Below are 19,334 nucleotides of genomic sequence, written 5' to 3' on the forward strand. Positions count from 1 at the left end.
AAAAGTTGATTGTGCCAGAATAAAACTTATGCGTACCTATAGGTAAGCCTGATCGGTACCTATTCTATTCTTAAATTATCGCCACTGATTTTACAATCAGCGGCGGCATTTGTATATTCAGCGGCTGTGAATATAAATTCAGCGCCGCCAAATTAAGAAATAGAGCTTATTCGACAAAGAATATATAGGCTCTTGGAGAAGTATTTCCTAGGGAGAGAAGCGTTTTTCCTCCAACAGAGAGAGATATCAAAGATATTTACGTAATTCTGGAAAACTTTCGTTAGTGCCTTATACAAAGGACTTTGGGAGAATTACCCATTTTTGAGGTAATGACTTGGCAACTGTGCAATCTGCTGCGTTCTACCTTGAATTGCTTACAAGGAACTCTTATTTTGTTGCAAAGATACGAATTTTACTTATATATAAAAAGCACTGTACTATTTATTATGTCCCTTAGATAGTACAGCACTTGAATATTTGTCTAATTTCTTTTGATATAGAAAAAATGTTTTAAAGGCTATTCTTTGTGATAAGAAACCATATCTCCCTTATCATTTCGATACATCTCTATATAATCCAAACAACTTGGCTTTAATGCGCCATTAAAGTGGAAAACAAATGTTCTTCTTCCATCATTTGATTCACAACGTAGAGTTGATTCATCTTGTTTTGTTACACGTCCTACAACAAGAGGATTGTATGGTGGTATCATAAATTCAAACGTGCCCTTGCTAAATTTGTAGTAGATGTCTCGTTGGGTTGGACTATCTATAGTTTTTTCTCCATTTCTCCATAAACAGTTTCTTGGTGAACTAAAGTGATTATAATCTTGCCCTGAACCGATTTTATGTGCTCTTATAAAATAGCTCTTCACATAACTACCATAATCAGAACACATTTGAATATTCATTTTATAACCATTAATACCATAATCCCGTTCTTCTACTCCATAGTGTCCTTCTCCATATTTTACCATGTATGAAAACACCTTATCAGCAACATTGAAGTTTCTTGATGGGATCTTATCAATAAGACCTTCCGAGAAGTAATCTAATTCAAAGTCAATCTGATAAGAACCTTTCAGATAAAGATATGCTGCAAGATAAATAGCTTCTGCTTCAAGGTCTTTTGTATTAAGAGGCATGTGTTTTTTCAGGTCTGTTACACTTTCCTTTACATATTGTTCTATAGGGTCCATAGATGGAGCTTCTGATTGCAGAACTGACTTTATCGTAGATTCAGACTTACAATTGTTTACACTTGAAGATGATTGTGAACTCACATTTTTATCTTCCTTTTTACCGAATAAAAATTCAAAAAAATCCATGTTATTTGTATGATTTAAAGTTTAACACTCTTTTTCTTGTTTCTTTGTAATTGTACCTACATTCATATTGTAATATCTTAAATAAAGATTCAATATTACGACTTGTTAATTTGCCATCCTCCGCACAGATTCCTGTATAAAACAACAAAGCTATTGATTTTGCCTGCTCGTGTTTTGCTGATACAATTTCATTATATGTTTTTTCTTCAATATCAACATATCCTCCCGTATCATTAGGTTTAATAGATGCGTGTTGATAATAGGTAAGTGATTTCATATTATACTTCCATCCCGAAGATATTGATATTTGGGTTGCTAATTCATTACAATAATGCGCATAGTACATATCAGAAATGTACAACAAGTCAGGATTGATATTTATTGGAATTATATACCTTGCCATAGAATCCATAGCAATAGATGCCCTATTTACATAAGCTTCCTGTTGAAAGATTTCATCATTTGTTGTACAGGCTAATTTTGTCAAATATAGATAATCATATGAATAAATCTTTCTATATAGTTCCATATGGTTTTTAGGGCACATCAATAGTAATAATCTAAAAGTATTTGCTGCCCCAGCTAATCCATAATCACTATTCCAATATCGATTCGGGAACATTGCAAGTTGATTTATACTTCGATAAAGATAATTTAGCCCTTCTTCGAACTTTTGCCCATACATATACATACCTGCTATATCAGCAAGTATATATGGATGCTCTGTATCTTTAAATTCAAATATGATAGAATTTAATACAAAAGTAGGAATTTCATATAATGCTAATGAAATTCCCCTTGTACGCCAAGGAGAATTTAAATCTTTGAATTTAGGCTTGTCATTTTGTGCATTTTGAACTTTGAGGACATAATTATCCACAAACGAATCATCTATGCACAAACTTCTATCAATCATAGTAATTTCAGACATTTCATAATTCTTACATTTATTGTGTAGATACAGTCCCAACTCTTTAAGTAAAGATATGATATACTCATTGTGTATTTTATTCACATAAAAATCAAACATCATAGGAAAGAGCCAATTGCCCTTTTTCTCTTGAAAACAAATGGGATGTTCATGTGCAAATTGACTGAACGATTTTGGGTCAGCAGACTCAATTTTCTCAAGGAGAGTTTTGATGTAATAATTATCTTCCATACAAAAAACTTAATTATCAATGTTATGATAGATTTTCTCCCTGTAATGTTATCAACCGCTTCTTAACAGTCCCGTTCTTACAGGATTTTACTATAGAAATTATGACTTCATCCATACGTGGCACTTCCAATTTTCTGTATTCATTTGTATCATCACAGAAAACCACAAGATACATCTTTTCGATAATTATGTCATAATTTCTTTCGAGAATATAGCGATATAGGTTCTGTTGAATACAATAATGCCAATATGGCGTATCCTCAATTTGATTGAGTTCACCTAACCCTTTCTCGCCATAGTTGTTTACCGCAATCGGTTTACCCCAAAAATCGACAATGCGATGACTACGTTTCCAATCATATATGTCAAAAACATCTCCACGTTTATGTATCATATCTATTGTACCAGCAATTTTTAGTTCGTCATCATATATAGCCCATTCTGTTCTAAACGGTTTAAATTTGTGGTTTTCGAGAAACTCTATGAATTGCATATATTCAAGTTCAAGAGAAATTTGTTCTTCTATGTGAACATATTTTCCGTCATATTTGAAAGAGAATTCTTGTTGATATGGAAGTCCCTTATAATAGTTTTCTATTTGTTGGTGCATAAAAGTTCCGACATCACGTGAACACGCACCTTTTGAATCCCATTCTTCAAGAATCTGTCCTTGTGATATATTTCGTTGATTAGCTTTATATTCTGACCAATAGTATGAATCAAATGGCTTAAAGAAACAAGATATCACACTGCTGACAGGAATAAATTGTTCCTGTCCATCATATAGATAAATATGTTCTTGTGGATAGAATTGAATATGAACGTCTTTTTCGCAAAAAACAGGTTCTCCTATTTTATAGTTTACTTTTCTATTTGAAGAAAACACCAATGGTTTCATTCTCTTGGCACAAACCCTTTCTTTTTCCGTTTGTGTTATGTCTGCAATTTCAAGTTTCTCATTGTCAACAATACCAAATTCATGGTTCAAGTATTTCTCGCGAGTATTTTCACTTGCCATAACTTTGGCTTCGATTTCTGTCCATCGTTCAATTTCCTTTGGAGTAGAACATGAGAGAAAATCGATTGGTAAAACCATAGAGGGTTGTATATAATGAAGAACTTGTGCTATAAAAGCCGCACATCCCTTAGGATTGGAAAAAACTTGATATTCAGTAAAACGAATAACAATCCATCCGATATTATTCAGAAGTGCATCACGAAAATCATCTCCACATCCTATATAATGTATAGGTTTTCGTGTAAATGCAGCATATGGTTCGTCTATTTCAATGTCTATTCTTATAGATGGGTGCTTTTTGCATATAATCGCTATATCTGGTTCAAAAGGCCTGTTATCTTCTACAGGAAGTATATTGCAATCACCGAGTATAAGTAAATCACATCCCCTGAAAGTATCTTGTAGATAATTTTGGAATTTAGCTTCACTGAACCCTCTTCTTGCTATAGCTTTTCTTCTGTATGGAAAAACAATACAGCCATCTTCAGGATATTTAGTTACTGGATATTTCCAGTTACTCTTATCTTGGACAACTGATGGCATCAAATAATCAACATATTGAACATCAAAATCATCAACCACTCCAACAGCATAATCACTTTCTATTTTTTTCTCTGTTTTGCAAATGACATCTATCAATTCTTTATCTACGCTTTTAGACAAAGCAAAATCTTTAACCTTCTTGACTTTTTCTTTTGCCGTCTCAATATCAGCAGACTTTAATGCATTAGAAATAGAATTGATTTCATCTTTTATTTGTTTTTGTTGCTGCACTTCTATGTTCTTTTTATCAATGAGTTTTTGCATCTCTTCCCGAGAAAACTCTTTCATTAAAGAAATATAAACAATACAGGGCTTTTGATGCTTAAATTTCTGTATTACAGATTCGCATCTTTTTACAAACAAGTCTTGTGTTGTTACTCCATCAATAATAACAACATAGTTTGAAGATAATTCATCTATATGATGGAGAGCACATGATTGAAATCCAAGTACAGCCAAATCAAGAGTTAAAAACTGAACTTGAAGATTTTCATCGAATTCAGCCCCATATGCGATTACTTGCACAGGGACACCCAATGATTTTATAAAGTTACTAATCTCTATGTTGATATAAGAAGGGGTATTTATTTTTCCCTCCTTATATTTATCTATATTAATGTTATTCTCTTGCGTCTGTTTAAAATGAGTGTAATCTAAATCGGTTGCAGTGCAAAAACTTGAAAAAAAGAATTGCCATATGCGATATTCTCCTTGTATGATATTTCCTTTATAGTCGGTTTTTTGAAAATTCATGTTATAAAAATAGCAACCAGAATGTGGCGTTGTAGATTTTTTGCTACGACATAACTTACTAAAAGCTATTTGTGCCTTTTCCCATTCTTCGGTACTTAAAAACTCTTTTTGCCGCCTATCGAAATCTATTATTTCCGTAATATTACTTATTATTATTGATTTGTTTGCAGAAGGATGTTCTTTTTGCCAACAAGTAAGTCCATCTGAATAGTTGGCTTTAATCATATTATATTCAGTTGATACCTGCTTTTCTCGTTGTATTCTTTCCAATTCGAGCTTTTCTCTCTTTTCCCATTCAACTTTAGGGAATGAGAGGAATTTATTTATATCTTGTTTTGTAAGATTGTTTTCAGACTGGAATATTCGTAATTCTTTTCGAAAGAAAGAGTATGCATTAGGATATATATCTTTTTGATGCTTAAATTTCTTTATTAAACGCTTGGTTGATAAATTTGATATAAATATAAAAGCTATAAGAATGGCTATTAAAATTCCTATAATTATGCATACGACTTTAAAACCTTGAGTAAGTCCCCAAGTTATAAGTGCTAGTAGGGCATATCCAATACAACCCCATTTTTTTTCTGAATCCATAATTCTTACTTATAAATATATAAAGCGTGAACTGCACAGCCACGTCTTTATTTGGAGGTCGTAGGAAACCTTGCATACAGATGTAGTAATAGCAGCCCACGCTATAGCGTGAGAACCACTATGCCATCTGAGTATGCAATTTGAAAATTTCCTACGTTTCCAAATACTTGATGCGCATAACGCTTCTTTCTTATCTAATATGTTTTGGAAAGAGTTACCTCAATCCGATACAAAGGTAAGAAAAATCCGTGATCTGCCATTCAAACATCACGGATTTTTTTGATTTACAGTTTCATACTCCTATTCTGTCTTGGTTTCGGTATTCCGATAGCTTCTCTAAACTCATTCATTTTCTTTCTGAACCAGTTCACGTGTGAAACCCCGTCTATCTTGAAATCGAATCTACCGTTTTCGTCCTGTCTGATGGAACAGACGGAGTGTCGGGTATCAAAACTTCGGTTAAATTCGGAAGAATAGAGTTCGCCTTTTATCCCGACCTCCTTGAACTCGCACAGTCTTCTGATTATTCCGTCATTGAACCCCAATCGGTCACGCAGGAAGTTTATTACAGGCATCAGCTTCTCCACATACGGGAAATAGCGTCTGACAAAATCCGTAAACTCCGACAGCTTGCGGTGCTGTTGCTCGTAAGCGTTTCTTATCTCCTGTATCTGTTCGGCTTGTTGCCGTTCCCGTTGTCGGGCTTCGTCTTCAAGTTCAAGGATGCGGTCTTGCAAGTCCTCGTTCCTGCGTTCCAACGATTTCATTCTTCCACTTCCGAAAAGAGAACCCACACTGCTTGCAAGGGCGGTTGCCGTATCGGTGGCTGCGCTTTTGAGCTTGTCGGTGCGGATTTCCGCTTTTACCTGTTTCAGTTCCTCCTGCGCCTCGGCTTTCTTCTCCTGTAACAGTCTGGTTTCGGTTTCAAGGGTTTCATTTTTCTTTTTCAAGTCCCGATAATACTGCATGGTGGTAGTGTGCCGTGCTTCCGAGCCCCGTACCCCACGTTGCAATCCGTATTTCGTCATCACCCTTGCGTAATTGTCGTGGTAGGCAATCAGGGTCTGGCGGTTGAACAGGTCATCGGCACACAAACGGACGGAATTTGTTTTCTTGCGGTACTTGCGCTTACCGTCCGTCTGTTCTTTCTTGGCTTTGCGCCTTTCACCCGTCACGATAGGAACAACGGCTGCGTGGATGTGCGGAGTCTTCTCGTCCATGTGCAGATGGGCGGCAACCACATTGTCTTTGCCGAATGTGGCTTGCAGCCATTGGATGCTGTCGTTGCACCATTCGTCGAGCTTTCCTTTTTCCTGTATGTTCATCATGTCCTCGTGCGTACCCGACAAAACCACCCGGACAACGCGGACTTGGTCGTGCGTGATTTTCCGTCTGATGCCTGCCGTGTTCAGCCTGTGGGCAATCGCTTCATCCCTGCCGTGAACGCCATCAGGGTATTCGACAAGCACCCTGTTCAGATGTGTTCTTGTCGGGTCTGCGTTTTTAGGTATTATCTTTCTCTCTATATGGTCGGACTGCGTGGTGTCCGATGTACCCTTTGCCTTCTTAATGTCCAATGAAAAATATCCCATATCATTACTGTTTTTGCGGTTATCGTTATGTTTCTTCTCTCTGCCTGTGGCATCGGCTCACAGGGTTTATTATGCAAATGAACCATTGCAGCACTCGGCATAATCCAAACGAGTTTGGCTTCTGCTCTCGTTTGCACAGGGTTTCCAAAGGGATTTCCCTTTGGCTCGATAGGGTGTTTTTAGCGTTACGGAGTAATGCGTGAAGAAAACGCCCTATTGAGCTATGGTATTTCTGTCTAAATACCTTGGGAGAGCGGACGTGCATATTACAGATGAAATCCCCCTTTCTTTTTCGGTGGCTGCATCATCCGCCTTGCGGATTGGACTTGCTTCTTCTCCTTTATCGGCTCTGCCGATTGGGACAAGGGCTTACCGCACAGGTAGTCGTTCAAGTCCTTATAATCACGATAGTACATTGACTTGTCAAGCATCCGTTCCCCGAACTTCTCTTTCAGCTTCTTGCAGGTGCTCCGTCCAGCCGTGTCGTTGTCAAGGAAACAGCCGATTTGGGTGTAGGTTTCCAATAAGCTTTCCGCTTTCGCAAGATTGGAAACGGAGTTCAGTATGACATAGTCCTGTGTGTCCAATCGCGGGTGTTGCGGATTGTTTCTTACTCGGATGGTAAGGAATGAGAGGTAATCCATGAACCCCTCGAACAGGTAACACATACATCGTTGTCCGTCCTGCTGTCGGATATGAGTGATGTCTTTCGGGGCGACACATCCCTTGAAGTATCTGTTGCGCACTTCATATCCTCCTGCCATGTTCGGAAAGCCGATGGCAAAATAGGGTTTGTCGGCATTCATAAACCGAAGCTCCCTGCATTCTCTTTTGGCAAGTCCGATGTTTATTCCCCTTTCTTGCAGATAGGCTATAAGAGCAGGAGAGGACAACTCACCAACCCTTAATCCCTGATAAGGCTGATTGTCGGAATGCTGTCTGCCAAAAGAGAACGATGCAGGGCGGATGTATGCTGTCTGCTCCTCTATGCGTTTCAGCAGATAGGCTACATCTTCCGAACGGTAGAGTTCCGCTGCCAATGCAATGATATTACCGCCTTTGCCGATGCCGAAGTCGTACCATTTTTCAAGCTCGGTGTTTACCTTGAACGATGCGTCCGTTTCTTCCCGTAACGGTGATTTGTACCACAGGTTCCTGCCTTGTTGCTTTACAGGCGTATAGCCCAGACTTTGCAGATAGTCTGCCAGTTTGATTTGCTTTACATCTTGGATTGTCATATTACATATGGTTTTGAAGTTGATGAAAATTTGTTGATTTGATGAATTGTCAATGTAATATATTTATATACAGCCTCGTAACCTCTCAACATCTTCTCAACAAACCACTCGCCAAAAGAAAAATCAACAAACGGGTGTCGGTGGTCTCTCAACTTCTCTTTTGGCTTGTTGAGATTTTGTTGAGAATGTATATCGTTTATTGTCAGTGTATTTATACCCATATTCAACAATTCAACAGAAAAATGATAATATTACAGGGATTCAAGTTGCTCCCTTGTGACGGTGTAGAAGCGTCCCACTCTCCTTATCGGCTCATACCGACACTCCCGATTGCAGTTGAACTGGTAGGTGGTATAAGTCAGTCCGTTTGGCGCAGGGGTCAGTTTCCAACATTCCTGCAACACTTTTCGGACTTGGTGTTTCTCCACCTTTACCTGTGAGTGTACCAGCAAAAGAAGAATGTCGCTGTAACAGAAAGAGAATGTATCCGTGCCGACACTGTCCATGATGTCAAGGACAAGTTCGTGCATCTCTATCTCCAATCGGTTGCGGTTGCTGCGGATAATCTTCTGCAAGGCTTCTGTATGCAGCAATGTGGGGTTGAACCACATCCGGCTTTCCTTATCGGTGGATAGCTGTCTGTATTGCAGGAAATGGAGAAAGGCGGGTATCTCCGCTTTCAGTTTTTGCAGGAAGTCGGTGTCATCGGACTGCAAGCGGTCTATTTTGCGCACCCAATAGCGTGTTTCCCCTGCGTCTATGATTACGGGCAGATACTCGTTGTTGGAGCACAGCACGAATTTGGCGAAGAATGCAATCTCGTCACGGTCTTTGCCTTTGGCTTCCACCTTGTAGGATAAGGTAGTGCTGAGGTTTTTCAACCGTTCGCTGTCCTCCCTGCGGTTGAGCAACACCTCATCCACCACGATAAGGAGTTTACCCGCCCAATCGGAATTGAACTGGCTGCGGAAATCCTCGTTGGTGTTGAAAGTCACATTGTTCTGAAAAAGGGCTTTCAGAAAGTTCAGGAAGGTGCTTTTGCCCGTGTTGCGTTCTTCCGACACCAACAGCAGGATAGGCAACTTCTGAATCGGTTGCAGGTAGAGCAGTTGCAGATAGTCCATCCCCAACTCGTATTGTTCCCCGAAGATGTGATGCAGCAATGAACGGATAGAGGGGAAATCCCCTTGTCGGGGTACATGGTCTATCGGTTCGTAGAGGTTAAGGAATTTGCCGACCACGGAACGGTAGCCGATGTGTTCGGGTACTGTGCAGAAGCCGTCATACTTGGGAACGCTGCCGATGTAATCCTTGCCGTAATCCTGTCGCAGGGTCTCGTTGTTCCATGCGATGCGTTTCTTCACATACCCTCCGTTCAGTCTCGGTTGCTCCACAATCTTGTAGAGCATTGTCCCGACACGGATAAATTCTTCCTTTGCCATGCCGCCATCCGATGGCGGTCTGTGGCTGTCCTGTTGTTCGATAGCTGACATAATCAAATGGTTTTAAGTTTGAAAATTACCAGCTGCAAAAATATAATCAATTATCGGATAGGTTGTTATGCAAAACACAGCAGAATGGTGACAAATAGCCCCCGAAACAAAAACTTTCAATGGTTTGAGGCAGGAAACGGGTTGTGCAAACGGAAAAACTCCCGAAAAGCGAATGTCGGATTACGCTTTTCGGGAGAAAAAGTCAGAGCGTCTGTCGTTCTGTCGTACTGACTTAATGAATTACTGACTTACCGAGTGAATAATGTCAGGCATTCAGCTACGAGAAGTATTCGGATTTGGATATACCGTTGGTATTCAGCGAGAAGAAGATGCTTGTTTTCTCTTTTCGCAGGTACAGTCTTTCAAGAACGGCATTACGTACCTGTTCCGCTCCGAATGTGCCGATATGGAAAGCGAGGGCGACTATCGCTTCAAGGTTGTAAACCTCCATACTGCAATTATCGGATACCCGTATGCTTCGCCTTATCCCATATTCCCTTAAAACTCCGCTCTTGCAAAGAGCCTTCAGTCCTGCACGGAATGTCGGGGCGGTTACTCCGAACAGGTCGCAAAGTTCCCATTCGCTCATGGCGGTTGCGCCTATATCGGTCGGCAAGGTGATGTTGCCATTGCCGTCCGTTGTGATGATGCTTCGCTTCATGGCTATGCTTGGTTATGGGGTTACACTTCCGAACGATGCGTTCAGTTTGTTGCCGAACATCGACAGGTCATTGTCAAGTTTCTGTGTGGTTATCTTCGCATAGATTTGAGTCGTGACAATGTTCGTGTGTCCCAGAACACGGCTCACGCTTTCAATGGGCATCCCCTTGCTAAGAGCCAGTGTTCCAAATGTATGACGTGCGCAATGGTAGGAGATTTGCTTCTCTATTCCGCATTCCGCCATTACCTTTTTCAGTTGTTTGCACATCGTCCAATAGTTGATTTTCCCGAAAACCAGCCTGTCTTCCGACAGATACTTGTACCGTTCGATTATCTGCAAGGGAATATCCAGCAGCTTCACTTGGAACGGGACATTTGTCTTGTGCCGTTTCGACAATATCCATTTCTCACCGTTCACCTCCACTATTTCGTCCGTTGTGAGTTCTTTCATATCCACGAAAGACAAGGCGGTGAAGCAGGCGAAAATGAACAGGTCTCGCACCAATGCGAGGGTGGGGTTGTCAAACTCGTGCGCCATGATTCTTTTGATTTCGTCCTCTGTCAGATATTCCCGTTCCTTAACATTCGGGCTGATATGGAACTGCGCAAACGGATTTCTCGGTATCAGTCCGTTATAGTGCGCACGCATGATCACGCCTTTCAGCCACATGCAGTTCAGCCAGATGGTGGCGTTTTTCAGTCCCCGTTCAGCCGTAAGATAAGCCGCAAACTCCTTGATGAAGTCGGGCGTAAGTTCCAGCATGGACATGTCCGTCCGTCTGTAGAATGACTTGATAAAGGCTGCGACATAGTTCCTTGCCCTTACCATGACCTTATATGTGCCGATGCTGCGGTCTTTGCCGACACGTTTCAGGAAGTTGGCGCAATCCTTGTCAAAAGCCTTTATCAGTGTCTCATACTCGCTTCCGACCCCTTGGTAGGCATTGCGCACCATTTCAGCCGTTACGTATGCCTCTCGGTCGGATATGCGCTGATAGTGCTTGATGATTTGCGCCTTGATGTTGTCCAATGCCAGATTGACGTTCCGTGCTTCGGCACTCTTGCCTTTGGCTCGGTTGCCTTTCGCATCCCAAAGGGTTTTCGGGATGGTCTGCTTGCAACTGAACTGCGCCACAGTACCGTTGATTGTCACTCGTCCCATGATGGGGACAATACCGTTTTTCTCCTTGCTGCCGTTCACGTAGAACAGCACTTTGAATGTACTTCTTGCCATACTCGTTTTTTTTGTTTGCAAAGTTAAATATCAACGAGTTAGACCTTGATACGCAAATCGGTGACAAACGGTGCAATAGCATCTCTCATATGTTAAATCTTACTCTTTTACGGGTAATGATTTGCAAACCATTCTTCTTCTTAAATCCGCTTTTCTTTGCGTTTTCCGATTTTTCGGCTTGTCATCATTTGACATCGTAACAACTCTGATATTAAGTCGTTTAGCGTCATTTCTCCCGTTTTTCGAGGTTATTCCAGAGATTTTCGCTAAATTTGCCATTCAGTTACAATTTATCAACCTAAATTCTTTATTTACATGGAATCTGTAATGAAAAAAACAGCCGCCACAAGCTTGTTAGCCTCTTGTGCGGTATCGCTGGCCTTGTTTTCCTCTTGTGCCAGTCAAGAACAAAACACACTTACTCCCGAGGAAATCGCCGACGGATGGGTTCTGCTTTTTGATGGAAAGACATTGGATGGTTGGAAAGATTACAACGGGACTACATTGACACAGCCTTGGCATGTAGTGGATGGTTGTATACAAGCCAAAGGAGATGGCAGCGACGCTAGTGGCTACATCGTAACCGATAAAGAGTATGAGAACTTCGAGCTTTCTTGGGACTGGAAATTGTCCAAGGGTGGCAATAGCGGTATGTTGTACCATGTGGTAGAGCGTCCCCAATTCGCTGTTCCTTACGTAACGGGGCCGGAGTATCAATTGATCGACGAGCCGAACTTCCCGGACCCATTGGAAGAGTGGCAGAAATTAGGTGTGGATTACGCGATGCATTTGCCGGATAAATCCAAGATGAAGGTGAATCCGCAAGGCGAATGGAACAACTCCAAGATCATATTCGATAATGGACATGTGGAACATTGGTTGAACGGACAAAAGATCCTAGAGTTCGAGGCATGGACAGACGATTGGCACGCTAAGAAAAATAGCGGCAAATGGGCCAATGCACCGGAATACGGATTGGCGAAAAAAGGTGTGCTTTGCTTGCAAGATCATGGTTATCCCGCATCTTTCCGTAACTTGAAGATCAAAGAACTTCCTCGTAAGGCCGGTAAGGAAGTGAACTTGTTCAACGGCGTGGATTTGACGGGATGGGAACCATACGGTACGGAGAAATGGTACGTAAAAGACGGTTTATTGGTTTGCGAAAGTGGTCCCGATAAGCAATACGGTTATCTCGCTACCCGTGATTATTATGATGATTTTGATCTGACCGTAGAGTTTAAGCAAGAGGCTGACGGAAACTCCGGCGTATTCATCCGCTCTTTCGTTGAGGAAGGCGTGAAAGTAAACGGCTGGCAGGTAGAAGTAGCTCCGAAGGGTCACGATACAGGTGGTATCTATGAGTCGTACGGACGTGGCTGGTTGGTTCAGATTCCGGATGAGAAAGAGAATATCTTGAAAGAAGGCGATTGGAACACGATGCGTATCAAAGTACAAGGCGATAACGTACAGACTTGGCTGAACGGACAGGAAATGGTAAACTTGAATGATGAGAAGATCGGAGCGGGTAAAGGCCGCATCGCCCTTCAGATTCACGACGGTGGAGGCATCAAGGTTCTTTGGCGAAATTTAAAACTTACGACATTATAATAGAACGAAGCTAGATTATAAACCAAATAAGGTGTTTCAAAAGAAGTCTTTTTGAAGCACCTTATTTTTATCATTGATAACACCCTCTTTTATCACTGCATTTTATGAATAAACTTATCTTTACAGCTATCCTTTCGGGATTTGCCGGCCTCTACGCCATGGGCCAGAACGAGATCCGGCTTATGGACATGGACCTAAATAAATCCTACCAAACTTACGGTGGCGCCGTCAAAGGGAAATCAGTTACCAACGAGCCCGCCTCTATACAAGGAAAAACGTATGATGACGTGATCGGGGTACAAGCCAAAAGTCATATCAAGATCGATTTACACAAGAATGCGTCACGCTTTCAAGCGCAGGTCGGGATCGCCGACTCACATATCGATTATACGGATAAAAGCCTCACGGTTATCCCTTTTGTTGACGGAACGAAAATGTATTTCGATACCCGAAAAAACGCCAAGACATTTGTTGGTCTAGAAGGTAAAGACGGAAAAGTACATCCGGGCTCGGCCTTATTTATCTTGAAAGGAGATGACAAGGAGCTTTATAACAGCGGTATCATCAAACTTGGCGATGCCCCGAAAACAATCGATATCCCCCTAAATGGCATAAAGATATTGGATCTTATCGTAGAGCCTACCGACGATGGACCTAGCGGAGATCATGCCTTATGGATCACGCCCCAAATAGAGTATATGGAGATCATCCCCTCGATCGTCTCCACGAGCTATCAAGGGAAAGGACCGGAAGTATCATCCGGTACGGAGAAGAAATTACTTGATAAAATCAAGCAATTACCCCAACAAGGGCTTCCTTTGGAAAACACCTCTTTCGACTGGCTTTTACAACCCTCACGATCAAAAGCCGGCATATATGCGACTCCAGATGGCAAAAGCATCTTATTGTCAAACGGAATGGTAGCACGTATGTTCCGTGTCTTGCCCAATCTTTCCACTCTCGATATCTTTAACCGGATGACCGGAGAAAGTATGCTTCGTGCCGTAAGTAGCGAAGGTAGTTTGACGATTGACGGGAAACGTTGGGAACTTGGCGGGCTGGCCGGCCAGCCCGAGCGCGGATACTTCCAAATGGAATGGGTCGACCAGATGACTACTCGCCCCGGTTCTTTTCTCATTGAGGATTTCCGCATAGAAGAGCTGCAGGAAGATATCAAATGGGCCAGAAGCCGCTGGGCACTGAATAAGAACGTACCCACAGGGAAAAGACTGACTTTCGTATTGAAAGGAGAGAAAGAAACAGAAGGTGTCACCGTAGAACTCCATTACGACTTATACGATCACATCCCGGTTATCCGGAAAAGTATGGAGGTTACCAACAATACCCCGCAGTCCATAGATATCGATGCCTTTCAATTGGAATATCTGGCATTCGCCGAACCGGAGTCGCCCGGCGGTGGAGATCCCTCTAAATTCAGGCTCCCGAACATACATGTAGAAAGCGATTATGCTTGTGGCGGAGAGTTTACCGAGCGGGAAACCGATATCACGGAGAAATGGGTGGCCGATCCGGAATATACCTCCCAACGCAATTATCCTTTGCTAACACCTTGTATATTAGATATATCGCCCAAGATAGGTCCTGATTATACCCTAGCGGCGGGCCAGAAATTCAAATCTTTTAGCGTATACGAGATGCCGTTCGACAGCGGTGATCGGGAACGAAAGGGTTTGTTTAAACGACGCTTACATTATACGGTAGCTCCATGGGCTACGGAGAATCCGATCTTCATGCACCTTACCTCTTCCGATCCGGATGTTATTCGTACCGCTATCGATCAATGCGCTACCGTTGGATACGAGATGGTTATCATCAGCTTTGGATCCGGATTGAACGCCGAGGATATCTCAGAAGAAAATATCGCCAAATATAAATCTTTGGTGGATTACGCCCGCAACAAAGGTGTAGAGTTAGGGTGTTACTCCCTCTTATCAAGCCGTTGGATCAGCGACGAGGTAGATGTTATCAATCCCAAGACAGGTAAACGAGGGGGGATGCGTTTCGGTAGCGCTCCCTGCCTTTGCAGCGATTGGGGATATGAGTATTTTCATCATATACGAACCTTCTTCGAGCGTACGGGCATGCGTTGCTTCGAGCACGACGGCTCCTATCCCGGCGACGTATGCGCATCTACCCACCATACCTATCATAAAGGGCTGGAAGATTCCCAATGGAATCAGTTCCATAAGATAACCGATCTCTATCGTTGGATGTGCGAGAATGGCATTTATATCAATGTTCCCGATTTCTATTTCTTGAACGGGTCTACCAAGACAGGCATTGGTTACCGTGAAGCCAACTGGTCGCTTCCCCGGGATCGACAGATCATCCATGCCCGCCAATTGAATTATGATGGTACATGGGATCGGATGGCTTCGGCATGCTGGAGCTTTGTTCCTCTCGTGGAGTATCAAGGAGGAGGAGAGGCCGCTACCTTGGAGCCCCTCCACGAACACTTGTTCGAATACAAAACACATATGATGCAAAATTACGGAGCTGGTGTCCAAGCTTGCTATCGAGGCCCACGTCTGTATGATACCCCGGAGACCCAAGCGGCCGTAACCGAGGTTATTCAATGGTATAAGAAATACCGCGATATACTCAACAGCGATATGATCCATTTACGCCGACCGGACGCACGAGACTGGGACGGGTTCATACACGTCAATCCTCACAAGAAGGAGAAAGGTCTAGCCATGTTCTTCAATCCGACCCATCAAGAGATCACCCGTACGATCCATATCCCACTCTATTATACCGGCCTGACACAAACAGCCCGCATCCGGGAAAAAGAGCAAAAGCCTGTCACCTACAAACTGAACCGGGACTATACAGTGGAGCTTACGGTTAAAATCCCTGCCAACGGATATACTTGGTATGTGGTTGAAGCAGCCGATTAGAACTAAAATGGCCGGGATAATCGCTACCCCGGCCATTTTATCTATCTATAGACTTCTTTATCTACGTCCGTTACCTAGATGTTTTCTGCCATGTTTATTCCCTTTAGGCTGCTGTTTCTCCAGATATTGTTTGTATTGTTCCTCCGTCAATATCTTTTTCATCTGGGCGTTCTTATCCTCACGCATGGCCAACATCTTTTCCCGTTGCTTCTCACGCTCAGCCTTCATCGCCTCACGTTCTTTCTGAGCCTTTTCCATATACTCTTTTTGAAGTTTACGGAACTCCACCGCTTGTTTCTCATCTAACTTCAAGTCGGCGATCATCTTCTCGCAACGTGCGGACGGATCCATCTTACGCTTGTCCATACGCCTGTTCTCACGAGCGAACACAGAAGTTGAACTCAACAATACAACCAAACACAATCCTATTACCTTTTTCATAAACTACTACTTATTACTTTTATTATAAATTACCTGTTTATGAAGCGCTTCGAAAAAATAGACATCGATAAAAAGGAAAGGTTTAATCAGAAATAACATTTAACATTTTACCACAGGCCATTTACCATCTCGGAATCTCCAAATCATCCTTACTGGGCAATGCCGGGAATTTAGCGTGTGGTTCCGCCTGATACCAGAAAGTAGTCGATGAGATATCCGACTTTTGATTATTATACCTACCATCGTGCCGCCAACCCAAATCTTGAATCGTAACCTTCAGATCCTTTTCAAAACGAACCGGGTCCAAGATATGCCAGCGATACAAGCCGAACGCCGTAACAGCCCGATATAGGCCATCCGGACGGATCACTTGGTGCATTCCCGCATAAGGAGTGGTGAATTCTTGGTATTGATGTGTTTTCTGATTCTCGAAGTTATACGAACCGCAGAAATAATCCTCCGTACCTGTTCCACAGATTGTCGGGTATTCCTTGTCGCCATCCATATAGAACTTGATCTCTCCTTCACCCCACCAACAGTTATCATTGACACGCCAAGCTAAATAAGTTCCGACATATTGTCCCTTTCCCTTGATTCCATCCACCAACGTATGGATAGAGCCTTGTGTCGGGTTGGAACGGCGGAACTGCGCATGGAAATATCCCTCATCCTCCGGCACTTCCGTCAAGGTATAATTAATCTGGTAATACAAACGCATCTCTTCCGCATTATTAATATTCTCCAACGTTATGCGTGCTTTCTTACGGAACGGCATCTTCCAGTAGCAATTGAAAGCGCTCCCGGGATTTACACAGACCGCCAACGAGGAAAGTTGGGCATACTCATTAAAAGCACTGGCGAAGAAATCCCCGACCGGACATTCAACCGAAGGCTCTTTCTCGTCGTCCCAATACATACGGAGTATCGAGAATCGCCAGTTGCCAGTGGGAGTCATCCATATCTGCTGGATAGCCCCCGGGCCATCAATCTCCGCGATAGTAACTGTCTCCCCCGGTTTCACGATAATAAAAGGATTTACTTTCCAGCCTTTCCCCAAATCTTTCGCTGGGCCAGCTGCATTCGCCTTATTCCGGACATCCTTATCTCTCACGGGATCAGCCATCGCTCCTTTCCCTTTCTCCCCCGTAAAATTCTCCGGACTGATCGAACGACTCTGCGCATTCGACAAACGAGAAAGGTTTCCCATATTCATATCCAACCCGTTAAAAGGATACTGCTGGGCATTCGCCCAAAAACTTAACAGCAAAAAGGCTAACAGCAAAACATTGATCTTCTTCATAATGACTTTTATTATTTAAAATTTATACATCGTCTACCTATCATCCGCCTCCAAAATTAAGATCCAATCATTTCCCCTCTCTCCCGCTTCTCCGGGCGCATTGAATGTACGAATTCCCTTATTCTCGACCGCTCCGATCAAAGTTCTCGCCCCATTCCTCGGATTGAACCAATAAGCTTTACCAAAAGATCGCAATTTACTCATTTGTATTCTTACATCCTGCCCTTGACTCAAATAAACTAAAATAAAAGTCTTATCTTTTGCTAAAACGGGAGTGATATAGCTTGCGTCATTGTAATTAATTCCGAACAGGACGGATAGATCCGGACGGAAACGATCTAACGGATACATCGTAAACAAAGACTTTACATAGCGCATACATTCGGCTCCCGGCCTATCCAACGCACCATCCCAAAACGTAAGGCATGGTACATGATATTTACCACCCGGCTTATACATTTGCCAAATAGCGTTATTCCCATATGTATATCCGGCAGCTCCAGAGAAATAAGTCCAATAAGCCTGCATACGAATATCATAGTCATCGTAAATTCCATCCGTAAAATAAGTCGTATCCTTAATCAATCCGTTATCACCTATTATGTCCTCCTTTTTCTTCCCGAACTTAGCATAATCAAAATATTCCCAGAAACGAACCGGTATGTCCTCGTATGAAGGTTCCGCGTTTACAAACGGTTTAATCGGGTTCAATTGAGCATACATACCCGAAAAACGATATACCGGATCCATCCGGCGGTAATGCCCGCTTTGGAGAATATTGAATGATAGCCAAGACTCATTGTGGAACCAATAATGCGAGGAAATCTCTCCCGTCGGATGATAGGACATTAGTTGTGTTCCTCCATTTCCCTCCTGAATTCCTTTCGCCATAGATTGCCAGATCTCGAACTCCTTATCCGTAACCACATTTCTATCACCACCAAGAATCCATATTACAGCTTCATTTTTATATCGGGTTCCCAGTATTTTCCCGTATGTATACGCATTATCTGGATTAAACAATGCTGGATTTCCGTCTTTCTCTACCACATTGTTTGCCCAAGTAGGTAGAAGCCCTATATACATTCCTCGTTTGCCGGCCTCTCGAATCACAAAATCCACCAACTCAAAGTACCCTTCCGTGATTTGGGTAGGGTCTTTATCAACCAAGGGCAAATATCCATACGCATTCGGTTTATCCAAACCATCCAGTTCAGATAAGATAACAGCCTGTATTACCGTAAAGCCCTTTTCTTGCCGGTTATCCAGATAATGAACGATCTCCTCCTTATCCAATACATGAAATAACTCCCAAGCCGTATCCCCCAGCCATAAAAAGGCACCGCCCTCTTTCTTATAAATAATAGGATCGTTCGGACGGACAATCAAATCTTGAGCCAAACAACCCAATACACAAAAAGCTAGACAAAACAAAAGATATTTTCGCATA

The 19,334-nt window shown here is 42.4% G+C and carries 14 protein-coding genes; 2 read left to right on the forward strand and 12 right to left on the reverse strand.

The window, feature by feature from the left end; genetic code table 11:
• Positions 1-517: 517 nt before the first annotated feature.
• The 9 genes from DWX84_RS11810 to DWX84_RS11860 form a co-directional block, all read right to left on the reverse strand.
• Positions 518-1,327, reverse strand: coding sequence for a hypothetical protein (locus tag DWX84_RS11810; RefSeq protein WP_117678478.1), 810 nt, complete (start codon positions 1,325-1,327; stop codon positions 518-520).
• A gap of 1 nt (position 1,328) precedes the next feature.
• Positions 1,329-2,489 (reverse strand): hypothetical protein, encoded by a 1,161-nt coding sequence (locus DWX84_RS11815; RefSeq protein WP_018697426.1) that lies wholly within the window; start codon positions 2,487-2,489, stop codon positions 1,329-1,331.
• Positions 2,490-2,511: 22 nt separating this feature from the next.
• On the reverse strand, positions 2,512-5,397 hold the full coding sequence (locus DWX84_RS11820) for a PD-(D/E)XK nuclease family protein (RefSeq protein WP_117678479.1): 2,886 nt from the start codon (positions 5,395-5,397) through the stop codon (positions 2,512-2,514).
• Positions 5,398-5,681: 284 nt separating this feature from the next.
• Positions 5,682-6,989: a MobV family relaxase gene (gene mobV / locus DWX84_RS11830; RefSeq protein WP_018697421.1), complete on the reverse strand. Its 1,308-nt coding sequence runs from the start codon at positions 6,987-6,989 to the stop codon at positions 5,682-5,684.
• A gap of 266 nt (positions 6,990-7,255) precedes the next feature.
• Positions 7,256-8,227, reverse strand: a complete 972-nt coding sequence (locus DWX84_RS11835) for a toprim domain-containing protein (RefSeq protein WP_018697420.1) — start codon at positions 8,225-8,227, stop codon at positions 7,256-7,258.
• Between the two features lie 251 nt (positions 8,228-8,478).
• Positions 8,479-9,720 (reverse strand): primase-helicase family protein, encoded by a 1,242-nt coding sequence (locus DWX84_RS11845; RefSeq protein ID WP_026318661.1) that lies wholly within the window; start codon positions 9,718-9,720, stop codon positions 8,479-8,481.
• 277 nt (positions 9,721-9,997) lie between these two features.
• A complete protein-coding gene (locus DWX84_RS11850; RefSeq protein WP_117721561.1) occupies positions 9,998-10,381 on the reverse strand; it encodes a hypothetical protein in 384 nt (127 codons plus the stop codon).
• Between the two features lie 12 nt (positions 10,382-10,393).
• Positions 10,394-11,614 carry a site-specific integrase gene (locus DWX84_RS11855; RefSeq protein ID WP_122377519.1) on the reverse strand — a complete coding sequence of 407 codons (1,221 nt, stop codon included), beginning with the start codon at positions 11,612-11,614 and terminating at the stop codon, positions 10,394-10,396.
• 99 nt (positions 11,615-11,713) lie between these two features.
• A complete protein-coding gene (locus DWX84_RS11860; RefSeq protein WP_122377520.1) occupies positions 11,714-11,893 on the reverse strand; it encodes a hypothetical protein in 180 nt (59 codons plus the stop codon).
• Positions 11,894-11,929: 36 nt separating this feature from the next.
• Between DWX84_RS11860 and DWX84_RS11865 the strand changes: the two genes are divergently transcribed.
• A complete protein-coding gene (locus DWX84_RS11865; protein ID WP_048927982.1) occupies positions 11,930-13,222 on the forward strand; it encodes a DUF1080 domain-containing protein in 1,293 nt (430 codons plus the stop codon).
• A gap of 104 nt (positions 13,223-13,326) precedes the next feature.
• Positions 13,327-16,143, forward strand: a complete 2,817-nt coding sequence (locus DWX84_RS11870; protein ID WP_048927981.1) for an NPCBM/NEW2 domain-containing protein — start codon at positions 13,327-13,329, stop codon at positions 16,141-16,143.
• A gap of 57 nt (positions 16,144-16,200) precedes the next feature.
• On the opposite strand, the gene DWX84_RS11875 is transcribed toward DWX84_RS11870, so the two are convergent.
• The 3 genes from DWX84_RS11875 to DWX84_RS11885 all read right to left on the reverse strand — a co-directional run bounded on the left by DWX84_RS11875 (position 16,201) and on the right by DWX84_RS11885 (position 19,333).
• A complete protein-coding gene (locus tag DWX84_RS11875) occupies positions 16,201-16,584 on the reverse strand; it encodes a hypothetical protein (protein WP_005861419.1) in 384 nt (127 codons plus the stop codon).
• Between the two features lie 121 nt (positions 16,585-16,705).
• Positions 16,706-17,884 (reverse strand): glycoside hydrolase family 172 protein, encoded by a 1,179-nt coding sequence (locus DWX84_RS11880; RefSeq protein WP_048927980.1) that lies wholly within the window; start codon positions 17,882-17,884, stop codon positions 16,706-16,708.
• Between the two features lie 33 nt (positions 17,885-17,917).
• Positions 17,918-19,333: a glycoside hydrolase family 140 protein gene (locus DWX84_RS11885; protein ID WP_048927979.1), complete on the reverse strand. Its 1,416-nt coding sequence runs from the start codon at positions 19,331-19,333 to the stop codon at positions 17,918-17,920.
• Position 19,334 lies beyond the last annotated feature (1 nt).

The sequence above is a fragment of the Parabacteroides sp. AF21-43 genome, from assembly GCF_003635435.1.
In the GTDB taxonomy this organism is placed as follows: Bacteria; Bacteroidota; Bacteroidia; order Bacteroidales; family Tannerellaceae; genus Parabacteroides; species Parabacteroides distasonis.